The organism is Blautia sp. CGZ-1-C1 (assembly GCF_056504575.1).
On sequence record NZ_JBWLUT010000182.1, the window covers coordinates 1 to 18,322 of the forward strand.

At 40.1% G+C, this 18,322-nt stretch carries 13 protein-coding genes and 2 pseudogenes; all 15 read left to right on the forward strand.

The window, feature by feature from the left end:
* Positions 1-392 (forward strand): annotated as a pseudogene (locus tag AC058W_RS16685) (IS4 family transposase); the annotation flags it as partial.
* Between the two features lie 280 nt (positions 393-672).
* A complete protein-coding gene (locus AC058W_RS16690) occupies positions 673-2,280 on the forward strand; it encodes an AAA family ATPase (RefSeq protein ID WP_117675387.1) in 1,608 nt (535 codons plus the stop codon).
* Between the two features lie 166 nt (positions 2,281-2,446).
* Positions 2,447-4,201: pseudogene (locus AC058W_RS16695) on the forward strand (DUF3849 domain-containing protein); the annotation flags it as partial.
* A 99-nt stretch (positions 4,202-4,300) separates the two neighbouring features.
* Positions 4,301-4,816 (forward strand): PucR family transcriptional regulator ligand-binding domain-containing protein, encoded by a 516-nt coding sequence (locus AC058W_RS16700; RefSeq protein ID WP_479390360.1) that lies wholly within the window; start codon positions 4,301-4,303, stop codon positions 4,814-4,816.
* Positions 4,813-5,946: a PucR family transcriptional regulator gene (locus AC058W_RS16705; protein ID WP_479390361.1), complete on the forward strand. Its 1,134-nt coding sequence runs from the start codon at positions 4,813-4,815 to the stop codon at positions 5,944-5,946. Before AC058W_RS16700 ends, AC058W_RS16705 begins: the two co-directional genes overlap by 4 nt.
* Before the next feature lie 554 nt (positions 5,947-6,500).
* Entirely contained in the window at positions 6,501-6,689 is a 189-nt protein-coding gene (locus tag AC058W_RS16710; protein ID WP_479390362.1) for an RrF2 family transcriptional regulator, read from the forward strand.
* Positions 6,690-6,780: 91 nt separating this feature from the next.
* The gene (locus tag AC058W_RS16715; RefSeq protein WP_479390363.1) at positions 6,781-7,248 is read left to right on the forward strand and encodes a hypothetical protein; all 468 of its coding nucleotides are present in this window, start codon (positions 6,781-6,783) and stop codon (positions 7,246-7,248) included.
* A gap of 31 nt (positions 7,249-7,279) precedes the next feature.
* The gene (locus AC058W_RS16720; protein ID WP_243104294.1) at positions 7,280-7,942 is read left to right on the forward strand and encodes an HD domain-containing phosphohydrolase; all 663 of its coding nucleotides are present in this window, start codon (positions 7,280-7,282) and stop codon (positions 7,940-7,942) included.
* Between the two features lie 25 nt (positions 7,943-7,967).
* Positions 7,968-8,192 carry a hypothetical protein gene (locus AC058W_RS16725; RefSeq protein ID WP_479390364.1) on the forward strand — a complete coding sequence of 75 codons (225 nt, stop codon included), beginning with the start codon at positions 7,968-7,970 and terminating at the stop codon, positions 8,190-8,192.
* A 173-nt stretch (positions 8,193-8,365) separates the two neighbouring features.
* Positions 8,366-9,007 carry a hypothetical protein gene (locus AC058W_RS16730; RefSeq protein WP_479390365.1) on the forward strand — a complete coding sequence of 214 codons (642 nt, stop codon included), beginning with the start codon at positions 8,366-8,368 and terminating at the stop codon, positions 9,005-9,007.
* The gene (locus AC058W_RS16735; RefSeq protein WP_479390366.1) at positions 8,937-13,427 is read left to right on the forward strand and encodes a hypothetical protein; all 4,491 of its coding nucleotides are present in this window, start codon (positions 8,937-8,939) and stop codon (positions 13,425-13,427) included. The genes AC058W_RS16730 and AC058W_RS16735 overlap by 71 nt, the downstream gene beginning before the upstream one ends.
* Entirely contained in the window at positions 13,393-17,106 is a 3,714-nt protein-coding gene (locus tag AC058W_RS16740; protein ID WP_479390367.1) for a Cna B-type domain-containing protein, read from the forward strand. The genes AC058W_RS16735 and AC058W_RS16740 overlap by 35 nt, the downstream gene beginning before the upstream one ends.
* A 15-nt stretch (positions 17,107-17,121) precedes the next feature.
* A complete protein-coding gene (locus tag AC058W_RS16745; protein WP_479390368.1) occupies positions 17,122-17,463 on the forward strand; it encodes a hypothetical protein in 342 nt (113 codons plus the stop codon).
* Complete coding sequence (locus AC058W_RS16750; RefSeq protein ID WP_479390369.1) at positions 17,417-17,845, forward strand: hypothetical protein; 429 nt, start codon at positions 17,417-17,419, stop codon at positions 17,843-17,845. The genes AC058W_RS16745 and AC058W_RS16750 overlap by 47 nt, the downstream gene beginning before the upstream one ends.
* 43 nt (positions 17,846-17,888) lie before the next feature.
* Positions 17,889-18,322, forward strand: a 434-nt coding sequence (locus AC058W_RS16755) for an isopeptide-forming domain-containing fimbrial protein (RefSeq protein ID WP_479390370.1), incomplete at its 3' end; no start/stop codon positions are given.

Consider the following 18,322-nt stretch of genomic DNA (forward strand, 5'->3'; position numbering starts at 1 on the left):
AAACTGCATACGAAACCTTAAAAAGTCGGCTACAATTAGAAAATTTCACAGGGACAAAAGCGATTCTGTTATTACAGGATATATACAGTACCATATATCTGAGTAATTTAGCTGAAGATATCATATTAGACGCAGAACGTGAACTGGATCAGAAAGAGACAGAGAAAAAGCATAAAATGATGATCAATCAGACAGTTAGTATTGGAATCTTAAAAAATGATCTGATCTATATTCTTCTTGAGACGAATGAGAAAAAGAAAAGTATCTTGTTTCAACAGATATATGAAGATATCAGTAAGAATCTTGTTCCGATTCGTCCTGACCGTCATTACAAAAGAACGAAAGGCCAGTTAGCAGGAAAATATTCAAATACTCATAAAAGAGCGTATTAGCTAAAAAGATATGAATAGTAGAAACAAGGGATAAGTATGCCCATATCAAAAGTAAAAAAGCAGGAATCATAATTTATAATAATTACGATTTCTGCTTTTGCTAAAGTTAATGACATTGAATAAAATCAAGGCTTTTGCCGGTTTTTAAAGACACGGTCACTTTTATATAAACGGCGGTATTTTCCTCTGGTAAGTCTTTACGGTGTTTGTTATACTGAGAGTAGTGAAACAATTTACCGATCATATGAAGCATATAGATTATGCAGGAGGTGAGAAATCTATGGGCTTTTACTTGAACAGTGTTCTTCCTTATAAACGATATGAAAAAATGTCAGCTACCAGCTATTTTGTAGATAAAACCAATATCTTAAGGGATCTTTTTGACTGTATTGAGGAGGAAACACAGTATATCTGCATTACCAGACCGCGACGTTTTGGAAAAACAATCATGGCAAATATGATAGGGGCTTTTCTTGGAAAAGGCTGGGACAGTGCTGATGTGTTTGACAATCTGTATATTTCTGACGAAAGCAGATACAGAAAATACCTGAACCATTACAATGTGATCTATATTGATTTTAGCCGTCTTCCGGAAAACTGCACTTCCTATCAGCAGTATATCAGACGTATTTCTGAAGGTCTGAAACATGATTTGCTAGCCGCTTTTCCGGATATTTCCACTACCAATAAAACTGCTGTCTGGGATCTCCTGGCTATAATTTCTGCGAAATATGATACACAGTTTGTATTTGTCATGGATGAATGGGATGCAGTATTTCATCTTTCGTTTATCACGGATGGGGAAAAGGAAGAATATATCCTTTTCCTGAAATCGCTGTTAAAAGATCAGGAATATGTTGCCTTGGCATATATTACTGGAATTCTTCCCATCGCAAAATATTCCAGCGGTTCAGAACTGAATATGTTCACGGAGTTTAAAATGACTTCTATGGAAATGTTCGGGGAATATTTTGGCTTCACGGATGAGGAAGTAGATGTTCTCTATGATAAATATCTCCATCTATGCAAAGATCCGCAGGTTTCCAGAGAGGGGTTACGTGAGTGGTATGATGGATATTTTACTGCCTCCGGCAGGCGTCTCTACAATCCAAGATCTGTGGTAATGGCGCTACGGTTCAATCAGCTGTCGAATTATTGGACAAGCTCCGGACCTTATGATGAAATTTTTTATTATATACGAAATGATATAGAGCACATACGGGATGACCTGGCGCTGATGATTTCAGGAGAGGGAATCGATGCCCGGGTGGAGGAGTTTGCAGCTTCTGCCATGGATCTGCGAACCAAAAACCAGATTTATTCGGCTATGGTGGTCTATGGACTGCTGACTTATACAAAGGGAAAAGTATTTATTCCCAACAGGGAATTAATGTTCAAATACGAAGAACTTCTGCGTAGTGAGAAAAGTCTGGGTTATGTCTATCGTCTGGCTAATATTTCTGACCAGATGCTAAAAGCAACCCTTTCTGGTGACACAGACCGGATGGCTGAGATCCTGCAGCTGGCACACAATACAGAAACACCGATTCTTTCGTATAATAACGAAACGGAACTGGCTGCGGTAGTAAATCTGGTATATTTATCTGCCAGAGACCGATACCGGGTAGAACGTGAAGATAAAGCAGGTAAAGGATTTGTAGATTTTATTTTTTATCCGGAAAACCCGGCAGATACAGGGCTGATCCTGGAATTAAAGGCAGGTCACTCACCGGAAGAAGCAATCCGGCAGATCAGGGAAAAACAGTATGCGCTCCGCTTTAAGGGAAAGCCTGGGGAAAAGGAAAGATACACCGGACAAATCCTGGGTGTGGGAATCAGTTATAGTAAAGACACAAAAGAACATCATTGTAAAATAGAACAACTGTAATAGCAACCATTCATGATACAAACCATCCTGACTATGTACATTATTCATATAGCTGGGATGGTTTTATATGTGGGTAAGGAATTCTATGTTATACAAATTTTAGAATTATTTTATGTGGAGATTATTATCTTTCCGGTTATTTTCGATGGTCAGACCCCTCTAGGCGCTGGGAATGGAATCCGCAAAGAGCCTGGGCTATACCATCGACGGAAAGGATTACCGGATGGTTTATGCAGCACCGTGGATGCCAACGATCACGTTAGACAATATTTTTGAACGCTTTAACATTGACCGCCCGGAAGATTTCCGTGGCCATTCCTTATCGGTAAGTGATGTGATCGTGATAAACAGGGGTGCAGAGATCACAGCCTATTATGTAGATTCTTTTGGATTTCAGGAACTTCCGGAGTTTGTTCAGCAGAGAATGAACATGCTGGAACATAATTCCGTCAGGGCATATCCGCCAGTTTATAAAGGAACATTGGAACAGGCAATGGGAGAACGGGATGTGGATGCTTATCTGGATTCCAGAAAGTTAAACCTGGACTGTAAGAAAGCAATCGAAGAAAGCATCCGGGAGAATTTTGACGGGCTGCACTTAAAGCAAGATGCGGCAAAAGAAGTCGTGGAACGCTTTGGGGAAGAACGTATGAATTTTGTTATGGCAAATACCATCCGGGAACTTTCCAATGATGGAAGATTTTCCAGACAGAACAAAGACTGGGCAGAGCGTATTGAGGTTCCGGAAAATATCAGTCGGGGAAGAAATTTGAATCTGGATTATGTGATCGAAAGCCACCCGGCAGTTTTAGATGGGTTTATCGACATGGCAAGAGCTGAGATCCGGATGCAGAGGATAGAACAGGCGATAGGAGAAAACGAAGTGACGATCACGGCAGAGACAAGAGGGTATGAAGCAGAAGGACATAACGGGACATGGCATACGGTTGCTGAAAAGGAATATGCTGGGGAGAAGTTTTTCTTAATGGAACATGATGAATTTGGCTCCGATGTGGCAGGAATTGTTGTATCGGAAAATGGTCAGCTTGTTGCAGAAGATTTGTGGAATGGGTTTGATGCAGGAGCATTGGAGGCAGTTTCAGAATATTTGCAGGAGAAAGAGGGTGTTGTTGATAATTCCGTACCAGAAATAGAATCAGATGAACTGGCTTATAAGATTGATAATACATATTTTGCAATTCAAAAAACAGAAGGCGGGTATGATTATACGCTTTATGACGTGGATTTTGTTGAGATTGATGGGGGTGTTTATGAAAATCCAGATATTTCTATAAAGCAGGCAATGGAAGATATTCTGGAAGATGAAGACATTTTTATGGAAAATGCAGTCCCATTTGATTATGAAAATTTAATGGAAGAGGTAGAAAAAATAAATGAACGGCAAATGCGAAAACAGCCAGAAGCTACGATTAGTTTTTATGTCGCAGAGTGCATGGAGTTTCCGGTCATGGGAGAGTACCATAACAATCTCACTTTAGAAGAAGCCATTAAAATATATGAGGACATCCCAGCGGAACGGATGCATGGAATCAAAGGAATCGGATTTGATCTGCAAGACGGTGACCAAGATTATTCTGGGGAATATGAGCTGATGAGTGCGGGTAGGATAAATCGTGATCTGATAGATATGATTCCACATTATAAAGAAAGCTCTCTGGTGCAGAAAGCAATCGCAGATATGGAAAAGTATCTGGATGAAAAGAAAGGAAAAGTACAGGAAACAGAACAGCAGACTTCGGAAGTCTATTCTGAGAAAAAATCTGCAAAGCCCAAAAAGGGAGAAATAAAGAAATCTGTGTTGAAATCTTTAAAGGATTTTCAGTTAAAATCAAAAGTACAAGAGCAAAATAGGACAGAGGAGAAGGTTAAGTCATATGAAAAGATAACTGTGGAATTATAAAAAATATCAATAATTTAGATGTAAAAAACTTGAATTAATAAGTGATTAGAATATATAATAAATTCGAGTAACTGAAAATAACGCACAGAAGGAAGATGAATGGAATATACAACAAAACAATTTATTGAAAGTAATCGCTTTCCGCAGATTAAAGTGGTTTATGGCGAAGGGTATCTTGACAAGAGAATTTCTGGAATCCGAATTATAGAAATTCCAGAGATGGTCAAATATCTTGAGGGAGGGGAAATTCTCCTGACCAGTTTGTGGGTCTACAAAGAATGTAGGAATGAAACATTTATAAAATATTTAGAACAATACTCGGAAAAAAAGCTCAGTGGCATTATATTAAAGAAGAGAACATCTGAAAAAGATCTGGAATTAAAAAGAGATCTGTTAAGAAAGTATTGTGCGGATCAGAGAATTCCTTTACTAGAAATGCCGGAAGAATTAGAGTATTGGCCTGTGATTAAGTATGTAATGAATCAGGTATTTGATAAAGACATAGCAAGGCTGAAATATTTTAAATTAACCCATGATAATTTTAATATGTTATCATTTTCACCTAGAAAAATATCGAATCAGGCATCGGAAGTTTTGGATTTCTTGGTAGTATGATTGAAAATCCAGTCGCTTTGTATTACACAAATGGTAATTGTTGTGCCTCAACAGGAGATAATAGTGATAAACTGGTATTACTTAATAACCTTGAAGATTATACCCCGGACATACTTACTCGATTTTCATATAGCAGACAGCAAGGCGAATTTATTCAATATGTTGTTCGGATTGATATATTTGGAGAAGCAGAAGTCTTTCTGGTAATAACTGAAAAAAATCGAGAACTGTCTGCTCTTGATTATATGGCACTGGAAAATGCAATTATTACGTTGATGTATGGCTTTGTAAGTGAATTTGCCCAGCAGGAAATTGAGAAAAAATATGACCATGATATTGTTCATGCACTCCTTACGAATACTTTAAGCCGTAAAGGGATGGAATCAGCAGTAAGACTGCTTGGACTAAATTATGAGCAGAAATATCAGATTATTGTCTTTCAGACAAAGATGGATGCACATGGACGATATGATAAGGAGTTTCTGCATGAAGTAGGAGTCATAGAAGGCGAACTGAGAGCGTTGTTTCCTGGTGAAATGATATTTCGTAATATGGAACGAATTGTAGCATTACATAGAGTATCTGAAAAGGAAACGCAGATAGCTTTGCAAACAAAATTAGAAGAGTTGCAGCACACGATTCAAAGAGCTATTCAACGCAGAAAATCAGGAAGCAGATTGTTGATCGGAATCGGAAAAGTTGTAAACGGAGTGGAACGTTTAAGCGAATCATATCAGGAAGCTAAAAAGGCACTTACATATATTGATGTAATAAGAGTGGTTTCTGGAAATTCAAATAGAATGGTGGTGAGATATTCCAATCTTGGATTTTTTCAGCTCTTGGGCGATATTGAAGATCCATCAAAACTGTTACAGTATATTCCAGAATCGTTGCGGATTCTACATGATTCAGATTCAAAAAATGAATTAATACAAACTCTTCAAGTATATCTTGATAATAACCAGAGCACAAAGCAGACTTCTGAAACTATGTTTGTCCATTATCAAACAGTAGTACATCGGCTTGGTAAAATAAAAAAAATGACAGGAATGGATTTTAAAAATGCTAATGAAATGTTAGCAGTACGAATAGGTATTGTAATTTATAAAATTATAGATGAGCTAGAATAAAATATAAAAGGGTATCGTGATTTGTGCGGTATCCTTTTTTTATGGAACACTTTTTATAAAACGGGGGGGGGTAAAGCATATAAAAATGTTACATTGTTTTTTGCTCAAAAATGGATAGAATAATAGAAAAAGGGATTAAACAAGAAGGTTTCAGTCCTATTTATTGACAATGAAAATAATATAATGAAAAACATCATTGCATTATTATATGTTGCGATATTTTAAAATATATGTGCTGTGCTAGCAGCAAGACGTCCGTATATCTTACGATTACCGTAGATTTTCTCATATCTTGATGAAATTGATGGAAGATTTTTTGTTAGATCAATTTCATAGTCTTATAGAATCTTATAAATAACCAGATGAACAAGTGAAAATGAAACACTGCGGAAAGAAGCAATCTATTATTCTGCCGTGTTTTTTACAGAAATAAAGTAAAACCAATCCAGGTTTAGTTTCAAATCCCAATAATTTTTATCATGCAAATGATAGAACAAAGATAAATAAAGTTTCACGTATTTTTAAATGCGTGCCAAGAAAGCAGAGGAAAAAGTATGCGGTTGACAATTACAACGGATTATGCGATCCGGATTGTTTGTTTTCTTGCGGAACATCAGCAAATGACATCGACAGCAGAATTGGCTAATGAACTTGGTGTACCTGTAAACTATATTCCCAAAATTACAAAACAGTTAAAAAAAGCAAATTTAATAAGCTCGCTGGAAGGAATTAAAGGTGGATGATGCATGGCAAAAAGTCCGGAAAATATTTCACTTATGGATGTAATGTCTTGTACAGAAAGCACTATGGCGATAAATCGGTGTCTGGAAAAGGATGGATATTGCTCTGGAAATCGGATTAACCATTGCAGAGTACATCAGATTCTTCTCGGGTATGCAAAATAGTTATAACAGTAAATTGGAACAGATTAAGATATCCGATATTGTTGGAAAAGATAAAAAAGAGGACTGCGGTGATTACTATTCTGTTTTTAAATTAGAACTGAATACTGGAAAACTGGAATGTCTGTATAGCTACAATAGAGAAATTGAAATTGCATTAAGTGAAAAAACAGAGTTTAAGGTCTTTATAAAAAAATATGTAGAAGATTATGTTGCTCTGGAAGATCGTGAAAAAGTCGGTGAATTTTTGAAACTTGAAGCAATGAAAATATTACCGAATAGCGAAGTGTATGAGGAAAATATCCAATATCGCAGAAAAAATAATGACAAACAGGTATGGATGGAAATAAAAAAATATAAAAATCCTGAAAAAGATATTGTAATCTTATCCGAACATTGAATCGAAACTTGTTTCAAGAGCAATGGTTAATATGGAACAGGAATTGCGGAAAAAGGAAGGGGCAGTAACCAGACAATACTGGGATATGGTTCATCTTTTGGTGACGGTATTAAATCATAATAACCTTTCAGAACCTGAAAACCAGGAAAATATATGTTTCTATACCGAACAGGTATATAGAAAACTTTCAGAATTATATCCGAGTCTTGGAATTTCAGAATATGAAATTCAGAATGTTGCCAAATTAGCTCCGATTCATGATATAGGAAAAATTCGAGTTCCTATTGAAATTTTGAATAAAAAAGGAAAGTTAACGCCGGAAGAAATGGAAAAAGTAAAGATTCATCCAATCGCAGGTGCAGAAATGACACTTCGGTTTCCTAAAGGCGTTACGACAGAGCAGCTAAATCAATATAGTTATGATATCTGCCATTGCCACCATGAAAGATACGATGGAAATGGATATCCAGATGGGTTAAAAGGAGATGAAATTCCATTATGTGCACAGGTGATCGGGCTGGTAGATGCTTATGATGCGTTAATAAGCAAACGGCCATATAAAGGAAAATATGAACACGAGGAAGCAATCCGAATGATTATTAACGGGGAATGTGGAGCATTTTCAAAACCACTGATTCGTTGCTTCCTGGCAGCGGCCATGCAGCCGGAATGGATTAAGAAAGCAGAAAGTTAAACGTGGCATAAGATTAGGGGCAGTTATGAGTAAAAAATTTAAGGTTCTTAAACAGATTACAGCAATTATATTGTGTATTTCGCTTTTATCATCGCAGATGACGATTACATATGCAGATGAAACAGAAAATTCTGATATGGAAAATGGTGTAGATGCGTATGAGCAGTCTTATGAAGAGTTTAGCAGCGAAAGCGAAACAGAGCGATCCTGCCGACACATACAGGCTCTACTGAGGTTGATTCAGAGATAGAATCATCCGACAGTGAAGTACCGGATTCTTTTGACGGAGCATCAGAAGAAATTAATGATATTTCGGAAGACGAAGAAACAGGAGATTTTGAGTCTTCGGAAGATCAGGGATTTTCAGACGGAGAAGAATCGAAAGATAATACAGAGGATGTTAAAGAAGATGTCACAGATACATTGGAAGAAACAAAATCTGATTATGCAGATGGAAAAATCTGTATCTACAATTACAGCCAGCTTTTATTAGTCGGAACAGGTACACAAATGTTTACCGGAGATAAAGATGGTAACATTGGAGAGGGTGAAGCAGTCCTTTCAGATAATACAGAGTTAACCTATGCTGCAGATGCGTCTTATTATCTAATGAATGATATTCTTATGGATATGTCAAATGTCTGGAACTTTCCGGAAGGATTTTCCGGCAGTATTTTATCAGCTGCGGAACGGGCTGATAATACTATTTATAATGCCGAAACAGACACTATTTATATTTACAATCGCTATCAGCTTGCTTTACTTGGTCAAGAGGACTCCGATAAGGAACCTGTTATGAGTGAGGATTATGTGGCAGAAAAAGTTGGTATGGGTCAGGTGTTTAATCTGGAAGATGGTTCTTATCTTACTTACAGTAAAACACATAATTATATGGTTGCCTCGACATTTACTACCGATACACCGGAATTGCTGGCAAACAAGGCTGTTGCGACAGAAACAACACAAAATATCAGCAGTGCATACCCATCTGATTATGAAGGGAGAAAATTATTTCGGACAGGTTGTAAAGAAAATCGGAGATACCGATTATATTCTGATTGGTAATGAAGCCCAGCTTCGTGCGATTGGAACAGATACAGCAGTGACAGAGCCAATCTGGAGAGTGTATGAAACAAGAGAAAAAAAGACTATTGGGCATACAGCCTGGACACCAGCAGAAGATGCGGGAGAGTATAAAACAGAATTGTATTATCCGGGAGATGCAGATGTCGTAAAATTTGATGATACTTATAACTGGTCTGGAACAGAATTGTATGGTAATACGACCGGAGATCATAAATTAAATGATACAGAATATCTGGATGCAGGAAAGTTTGATCCAGCTGGAACGCAGGCTTTAAAGAGATATGTCTATGTGAGCAGTACCATCCAGGATTCAGCTGATATGACAGTTGTTTCGACAGAGAGTGCGAATGATGGATTTACAGCTGTTGAAAGTACTGATGCAGTTGTTTCCAGTGAGAATGAAGAAAATCAGGATACTGCTGATGTGATAGATATGATACCGGCAGAATCCAATGATGTATCAGATGTGGGAAGCAATGATTTTGGATCTGAGACGGAAGTACAAGATGTTGCGGCTCCAGAAGATAGCAGTGATGCAGAAGAGTTTTACAGTGCAGATTCTGAAGAAGATGCAGGAGATGGTTTTACCAGTGATAATGGCGATTCATCTGGAGGACCAGATCTGGCGAGTGTAACAGTTGAGGATGAAAAGACATATGTTCTGACTTATGATGTATCAAAACACAGCAATACGAATATTGCAGGATCAGGATATAAATATAGTAAAGATGCAAACTATATCATATTTAGAGATATTGACCTTTCAAAAGATGGAATAAACTCCAATGGCGAAGATGATAACTGGAATCCGATCAATAACTTCCAGGGAGATATGGAAGGCCGTAAAGGAATGGTCGAAGGACAAAATGTAACAATCAGCAATGTGAAAATTATGCAGGATGCAAAGATCGACCAGAGTGGAAACTCTAATAATTCATCGAATGCGGAATACGGTGTAGGTTTCTTTAGGAGTTTATCAACACCTTATGACAGCAAACTCCAGATTGCAACAGATCCGGTTGTAGTGAAAAACCTTACATTATCGAATGTGGATGTTTCTACAACGACAAATTCAATCAAAAAAGATTTCAGTTTGATTGCTATGCTTTTGACTCCGGTTTTAGCTCTGCTGGGGTTGTCCAGTGGACTGCAGGATGATCCGAAATCTTTTTCAACAGGTACGTTTGCCGGAGTGATCAAAGGCAATGTGCAGATATCCGGATGTCATGTGGAAAATATTTCCGGCGTATCCAATGTAAATAACTGGACAGGCGGATTTGTAGGATATATTTCCGGTGTCACAAAGTATGAGGTGTTATCAGGACTTCTTGGGGCGGTAACAGATGCACTAAGTACTTTGCTGAATTTAATACCATTGCTGGGACTGGGTGATCTGATCACGATTCTGTTAAATGGCGGAGTTCTTAAAGTTGAGAGCCTGATTCCAATCGGATATGTGAATCCGATTCTTACAGATTGCTCTGCATCTGGTAATGTCATTGTTTCCGGGCAGAAATATACAGGAGGATTTGCCGGAGAGTCCATCGGTGCAGTTATGAAGAACTGTTCCGTAGAAGGAACGGATTCTGTTTCCGGAAGTGATTATTCCGGAGGTTTTGCCGGACGTTCTTCCAATGCAGTTGTGGTTGGCCTTCTGAGCAGTCTTGGTATCGAAGTAATGGGAAATTTCCCGGTTAATACTGTAATGCTCGGATGCAAGATCAATGGCCGTGCAAATGTGTCATCCACAGGTGACAGTGCAACGAAAAGTGGCTATGCAGGCGGTTTCATTGGAGAAATGCGAAACAGCTATGCAGTGGATTGTGGCATAGCAGATTTAGGGGCTGTCAATGGAAAAGATTATGTCGGCGGTTTTGCCGGGATGGCAACACTTGGTGATGTGGCAGACATCAATGAGAGTCAGGGACTTCTTGTTATTGTAAAAGATCTTCTTACAGGAATTTTAAATGGTAGTTTTACGAATATGGATATTCTGAATCTGGTTGGTCTGCGTCCTTCCGTTATTACCGGATGCAGCATAGGTGGAACTGATATTTCAATTACAGCCAGTGGAGAGAATGCCGGAGGTCTTGTGGGATATGCCGGAGCAGTTCAGATTTCCAATACGTCAGAACTGGCGGATACATCAAAATCAACAACAACTGCCATTAACCGTATGCTGACAAAAACAGGAGTTTCTTATGAATTTGGAGATCATTCTAACAGCGTGGCAGCAGCTTCATCCATGAATGTTTCAGCAGTAAATTATGCAGGAGGTCTTCTTGGTCAGGCAAAAATGACCAGTGTCAGTGATGTGCTTGGAGGAACTGTAACAGCAGCAGACTATATGCGTTTTGAATTAAAAGACAGTTCTGTAAATGGAGGTACCGACGGACTTACTGTAACGGCTTCAGATAAAGATGCAAGTTATGCAGGTGGAGCTATTGGCCAGGGTACAGGTGGTGAAGTAAGAAAGACCAGTGTTACAAATCTGAATTCCGCAAGTGCAGTAAAGAGAGCAGGGGGATTTGCAGGATATTTTGGAAGTGGAACACTTGCAAATGTAGGTGGAATCAATCTCCTTGGACTGAAACTTCTTAAAATTAACGGGCTTCTTTCCGTAGGCCAGATGATCGAAACATTTACGGTTGACAGTATTGTTTCCGGAATTTCAGCAGGTTTTACAGTAGGAACCAGTGATGAAAGCGGAATCAGCGGAGGATTTATTGGTGAGTGTATCAGTGGAAGAGCCAGAAATACAAAAATCAGTAACCTGAAGTCAGTTACTGCATCCGAAACATCTGGAAAAGCCGGAGGTTTTGTGGGATATGCAAAAGCAGGTGATGCACTTGCCAATGCAGGAGATTCAGTTACTTCATCCGGACTGCCGGCAGGTATTGAAATTGAAAACCTTTTAGGTGTGGTCAGTGCGCTGCGACCGGAATTTAATAATACATCTATTGATTATGTTTCAGCAGGAAAAGATCCACAGGTATCCGCAGATATGGCAGGAGGATTTGTTGGAGACGGACAGGCAGTAGATGTCAATTATGGAAATAATAATTCCGGATTTACAGAGGATGCAGTTGATTCAACGGATACAGAAGCATTTACCAGTGATACAGATAGTGAGAGTGAAGGCTTTTCCTCTGGAGAGACATATGCTTCTGATGAATCAGATGGGGTAAAGACAGGTGATGTTGCAACAACTACGATCACAGGGCTTTCTTATGTTAAGGGAAACAGTTATGCCGGAGGATTTGCCGGAAGGCTGATGCCAGGTGATGTAGCGCAGACTGGCTCTGTGAAACTTCTCGGACTTTTGAATGTGACACAGCTTTTGAGTGTTATGGATGTAGCTTATCCGAGGATTTCCGATTCAGGCATTGAAGGCAATGACCTGAAAGTGACTGCATCTGGAAAGAATGGAGATGTGGCCATTGGAGATGCTGGTGGCTATATTGGTAATGGAAAAGCAGTGATCGTTAAAAATTCTAATGTCACGAATGTGAAAGAAATTACTGCACCTTATCATGCCGGTGGATATATTGGAATCATGCGGTCCGGAAGTGCAGTAGAAGCTGGTGATGCCACAGGAGATCTGTTGAACAGTGTTCTTGGAAAAATATTAAATCTGAAAGAGCTGGCAAGCGTTTTGCAGGCAGCTTCCAGTAAGATCACAAACTGTAAGGTTTCTGGAATAACAAATGGAATGACTGTGACAGCAGAGAGTGGTATGGCGAATGCAGAAGGCTATGCCGGTGGTTTTGCAGGAGAGATGCAAAGCGGCCATGTGGACAATGAAGCAAATGCAGATGGTTCTGGAAAAGGAACGGCCGTAGAAAATCTTCTGAAAGTAGAAGGACTTCGATATGCTGGAGGCTTTGGTGGTTTCGTAAGAGCCGGATCCGTTGCTGAGATTGGAGAAAAATCTTCTATTCTTACAAAAGTGGTAGATCTGACTGGCTTGGTATCTCTTGTAAATGCTTTTGTTCCGGTGATCAGCAATGCAAGTGTTCGTTCTGTTCCGGATGGATTTACAGTAACAGTAACAGGAACACTGGAAAAAGACAGCACGAATGATGCGGATACAGGAAGTGCCGGAGGATTTATCGGATGTGGAACTGGTGTGCAGATCAGTAAATCGGATGTAAATAAACTGAAGCATACCGGTGTCAGCGAACCGAAGAATCTTCAACAGGAAGACGGAAGCAGCTATTACGGAAAAGACAGTACCTATGCAGTAAGCGCATACCGTTATGCTGGCGGCTATATAGGAAAAGCGGCTATGGGAAGTACGGCTGCTATTGGAGGGGCAAGTATTTTGGATAAAGTACTTTCTGCTTCCAATCTGGCATCTCGCCTTGACCGTAGTTGCTTCTATCATAGACAGTTCTGATGTATATGGTGCCACAGGAGGTTTTAATATCCTGTCCACCGATGGAGATGGAGATACCGGTAAAGCCGGTGGTTACGCAGGATATCTTCTTGGCGTACAGATCCAGAACAGTAATTCTTATAATTTTGCACATATCATCGGACGGGAAAGTGCCGGAGGATATGTAGGAACCATGGAACCGGGAAGTGCCGCAGATGTTGTTAGTGGATTAAGTGTTCTCGGTGGTCTGGTCAGTGCAGATAATCTTCTTGGAGTATTACAGGCGTTTATACCTACGATAAAAAACAGCGAAACAACCTGCATCCCATGTGGTGGTGCAGTAAGAGCACAGGCAGACAGCGGCGATAGTGTTTATCGTGGACTGGCCGGAGGTTATGCAGGATATAACTATGGCGGTCAGATATGGGGAAATAATTCCGATAACTGGAAAGGCTCTGCATATGCGGGAACATTGCGGGAATGTGCAGCGTATCGTATTCGTTCCGTATATGGCACTGAATATGCTGGAGGTTATACAGGATTGATGAGGTGTGCCAATGTAGCAGATACCGGAAACCTGAAAGTCCTGTTTGGACTGATTAAACTGGACAATCCACTGACGATTCTTCAGGCTGTATATCCAACCGAAAAAAATACAGCGGTATATGGCCCTTTACGTGGTCTGGATACAGATACATGGAATAAATGGGTCGGAGCTGTTGGTTCCTATGGAAGTTATGGAAATAAATTACAGGCTCTTGGCACTGTCACAGATCAGGGACAGTTAAATGATATCATTTCCCAGTATGCTTATGGATATGCAGTTACTGCCGGAAGAAGTATCTTAGCAAGCCAGGCTACGCAGGGCGGTTCTGCCGGAGGATATGTGGGGCGTATGGAAGGTGGAACGGTTGCAAATGGATATGCCAAAGATCTCCAGCTGGTAGAAGCACTGCGAAGCAGCGGCGGTTTTGCCGGAGAAATGCTGACAGGTTCGGTCGCAAATACAGGAGATGTTTCTCTTGCAGGACTGAAACTTGTTGGAACAGACAGCTTATCTGCGTTAAATACTTTCGTACCGGCGGTAAAACAGTCTTATGTAGAAGGATATCGTTCAGGTGCCAGAATTAAGGCAACAGGAATTGCAGATCAGGATCCGGCAGGACTTGCCGGAGGTTTTGTGGGAAGAATGATCGGTGGTCAGATATGGGGCGATGAAAATACGTCATGTAAGATCACGAATCTTAGAAGGGTTGATGGAACTTCTTATGTAGGAGGTTTTGCAGGAAAAGTAGATTCCGGAAGTGAAGTTGCTGTGGATACAGCGACAAAACAGGGACTTTTAAATAAGTTGCTGGATGCACTGATGGTAAATGCCCCGACAGAAATCATCAAAGTCTTAGGTGCAACTGTTTCTACCATTCGTTATGCAGGAGTTTCCGCATGGGACGACTGGGGAGTGATCATTAATGGAACCTATGCAAATGGAAATAATACCGGATATGCAAAAGCAGCGGGAGGCTTTGCAGGAAGCGTCTGTGGTGCAGTTTTAGGCAAGAAAGATACGGCAGGAAGTGGCATAAGTGCAGAAAAGATTCGTTCGGTAGTTGCAGGTGAATATGCCGGAGGATGTTTTGGAATCGCAGATGTCGCCGGGGCTGCACAGATCAGTGCAGGTGGAGAAACTTCCGTTGTAAAATATCTGTTACAGCTTGGCAGAACCGATGTACTGGATGCTTTCCGGAGCTATGTATATTATGGAAATATCAGTGGAAGTCCGGACGCAGGCCTTTCGGTCCGGGCAAATACGGCAGTGAAATCCGGACAGAATAATGAAGTTACTTACAGCGGTACGGCAGGTGGTTTTGGAGGATCACTGTTAAATGGTTCGGTAAAGAACAGTAGTGTAACCAGATTAAACAGTGTGACCGGATTAAACAGCGTCGGAGGCTTCGTAGGCTATTCTGGAAAGAGTGGAGTTGTTGGCGTAGACAAGGTAGATGTGCTTGGAAGTAACTTCGGGCAGCTTCTCGGTGGTGCTCTTGGTGTTCTGGATGTATTTGGTTCCCATATTGATGACAGTACGGTAACTGGTATGGACGGTGGATATACCGTTTTGAGCAAAGGCGGGGAAGAACAGATTTCCGGTGGATTTATCGGATACGCAAATCTTGCCAGAATCTCCGGATGCAGAGCCGGTGACAGTGCAAATCAGGCGGATGGACTGAAACTGGTAGATTCCGAAGGCTCCGCCGGAGGATTTGCAGGAAGAACAAGTTTTGCTTATCTTGCAGATGTAAAACTGGATTCTACATTGGTGGATGCTTTACTGGTAGTTCTGAACCAGCTTGTGCAGGCTTTGTATCTGGATAAGATTCAGGATTCTCAGCTTCTGCACATCAACCTTGGAATTATCCAGGTAGATGCTTTGTATGACGGAAATCTGCTTCATGTAAATTTACTGGGGCTTGATATATCAGTAGCCCTCTCTAAAGCGTCCTCAGACAATGATCAGCAGACGGATTTTGCAATCATAACCATTGGAGACTCTTCCATCAAGCTGCCATGTGACAGTAATGGAATTTCAAAAGATGATGATACAAAATCAAATATCAGTATCAGCCTGATCAAAGCGAACCGGACGAAGATTGCAGACAGCGCGGTTTATGGTATCAGTAATGGATATGATGTATATGCCGGCGGTGCAACAAATGATGAAGATGGAACTGCAAAAGATGGACGAAGCGGTGGGTTTGTCGGATACAACGATGAAGGACTTCTGCAGAACAACAATATGTATTATTGTGACGTAGTCCGTGGAACCGCTGGCCTGGTAGGACCTTTTAGCGGAAAGAGCGATTTGAGTTCTGTATACGACTTTAACACCAAAAAAAATGTGGAAGGTGATAACAATATTTACCGTATTTATCGAAAAGTGGACGTAGCATTTAACGAAATCAAAAAGAACTCCGATATCCTGAACAGCACTTATGCGAAGGAAAATGGATGGAGCATCTTTTCAGTGGAGCACATGCAGAAGGTAGATACTTATGACAAATTGAAAGATGCAGTTATGACAGATGAAGGTTCGTCCGTAACAGCAGAACTGAATGCTTATGTTTCAGATGCAAAGGCAGTTTTGATGTCAGATGCAAAAACAACATTAAATACGGATGATAATACATCACCGGAACCTTCAGATGCACAGGATCCCTGTGATGAATATGTGAATCTGACTGTAAATAAGGTTTGGAAAGACTTTCGGAACATGGATGAGATCAGACCAGATGCTATTACCGTTACGGTTTCAAGAACCTGGACGGACGCTGATGGAACAGAGCATACGGAAACAGTTCCGGGATATGAAAATTATGAAATTACAGGCAATATATCAAAATCCACATGGCAGAAAGTCTTAGAAGGATTTCCGGCTTATGTGAAAGATGAGGATGGAACAACACATTATTATAAATATTCTGTTACCGAAACAGAGGTAACTGGATATACAACTACCATAAGTACTTCCGATGATGGATTTACCTTTACGGTGACAAACCGGCATTTTGCACTTCTTCCGGATACAGGGTGGAAAAGGCATGATGATCGTTATAATGGCAGGAGGTTTGTTATTAGCATTTCTGCTTTATACCGGGTACAGAAAAAAGAGGAAGCAGGCAAAGCCGGAGAGGAGGGAGCGTAGGAGTATGAAACAGATATGGCTGCGTGGAGAACTCTCGCCATAAAAATGGCATGTAACCAGAAAACAAAACAATCATTAGAAAGCGAGAAAAAAGACATGAAAAAGATGATTTCAAGATGTTTGGCAGTCCTGATGGCAGTAGCTATGGTACTGACCATGAGCATGACAGCATTTGCAGCAGATGCAGCAGATGCTCCAAAAGGAACCCTGACAGTCAACAATACAGTGGAAGGAAAGACTCTGGATCTGTATCAGATTTTTACAGCAACAAAAAGTGGCGAGAATGTAGCATATACACTGAACAGTGCATATGAAGGATTTTTTAAGAATAATACTAGAATTCCAGGAATTCCCTGAAAGTTTAACAGGCAAAGCTTTAAGTGAAGCGGCATATAACTATGTTAAAGAACAGGTCGGAGCAAATGGAGAGGCTGATACAGCGAAAACATTTGCTAAAGATGTGCTTGGATGGATTTTAGATTCAAAGAACAATATTACAGCAACAACAACAGTTGAGACAAAAGCAACTTCTACAGTAGTTCCTGATTTAGCATATGGATACTATTTAGTTTATCCAAAAGGAGCAACAGATACCTCCAAAGCACCAGGAAATCAGACTTATACATCTGCAGCATCTTTAGTTAACATTACAGCTGATACAGCTACGATTAACATGAAGAGCAATTACCCGACAGTAGACAAGAAAATCATTCCGGCACAGAGTGGGAAGCGGCATTAAGGTTGATGCGATTGTGGATGGTTCATGGGAAGGCAGTCACCAGATGGAATTAGATGACGAAAATGAGTCTGAGGACGCCATCGCACCACATGGCGCAGCAGATGAAAAGAAAGCCGGAGATTTTGGAATTGGTGATACTGTTACTTACCAGCTGACATCTAAAGTACCGGATATGACAGGATATACTTCTTATACTTTTAAATTTACCGATACATTATCCAAAGGGCTGGATTTAAAAGCAATTTTGTCTGTAAAAGTTGAAAGTACGGAACTTAAAGCGAGTAAAACAGGAGCAAATACATACTCACTTTCTTATGACAAGACTAACCGTATTTTAACAGTTACTTTAAATGATTTCTATAATTCCTATAAGAATCACGTAGGTGATACAATTACAGTTGTCTATACAGCAACCTTGAGTAAAGACGCCGTCATCGGTATGAATCCAAATACCAACAAGGCAGAAATAGAATATAG

What these genes read in the sequence shown, in the direction of transcription:
- AC058W_RS16690 (WP_117675387.1), top strand. Translation starts at nt 673, where the DNA reads ATGGGCTTTTACTTGAACAGTGTTCTTCCTTATAAACGATATGAAAAA.
- AC058W_RS16700 (WP_479390360.1), top strand. Translation starts at nt 4,301, where the DNA reads ATGGAATATACAACAAAACAATTTATTGAAAGTAATCGCTTTCCGCAG.
- AC058W_RS16705 (WP_479390361.1), top strand. Translation starts at nt 4,813, where the DNA reads ATGATTGAAAATCCAGTCGCTTTGTATTACACAAATGGTAATTGTTGT.
- AC058W_RS16710 (WP_479390362.1), top strand. Translation starts at nt 6,501, where the DNA reads ATGCGGTTGACAATTACAACGGATTATGCGATCCGGATTGTTTGTTTT.
- AC058W_RS16715 (WP_479390363.1), top strand. Translation starts at nt 6,781, where the DNA reads ATGGATATTGCTCTGGAAATCGGATTAACCATTGCAGAGTACATCAGA.
- AC058W_RS16720 (WP_243104294.1), top strand. Translation starts at nt 7,280, where the DNA reads ATGGAACAGGAATTGCGGAAAAAGGAAGGGGCAGTAACCAGACAATAC.
- AC058W_RS16725 (WP_479390364.1), top strand. Translation starts at nt 7,968, where the DNA reads ATGAGTAAAAAATTTAAGGTTCTTAAACAGATTACAGCAATTATATTG.
- AC058W_RS16735 (WP_479390366.1), top strand. Translation starts at nt 8,937, where the DNA reads ATGAAGGGAGAAAATTATTTCGGACAGGTTGTAAAGAAAATCGGAGAT.
- AC058W_RS16745 (WP_479390368.1), top strand. Translation starts at nt 17,122, where the DNA reads ATGGCTGCGTGGAGAACTCTCGCCATAAAAATGGCATGTAACCAGAAA.
- AC058W_RS16750 (WP_479390369.1), top strand. Translation starts at nt 17,417, where the DNA reads ATGAAGGATTTTTTAAGAATAATACTAGAATTCCAGGAATTCCCTGAA.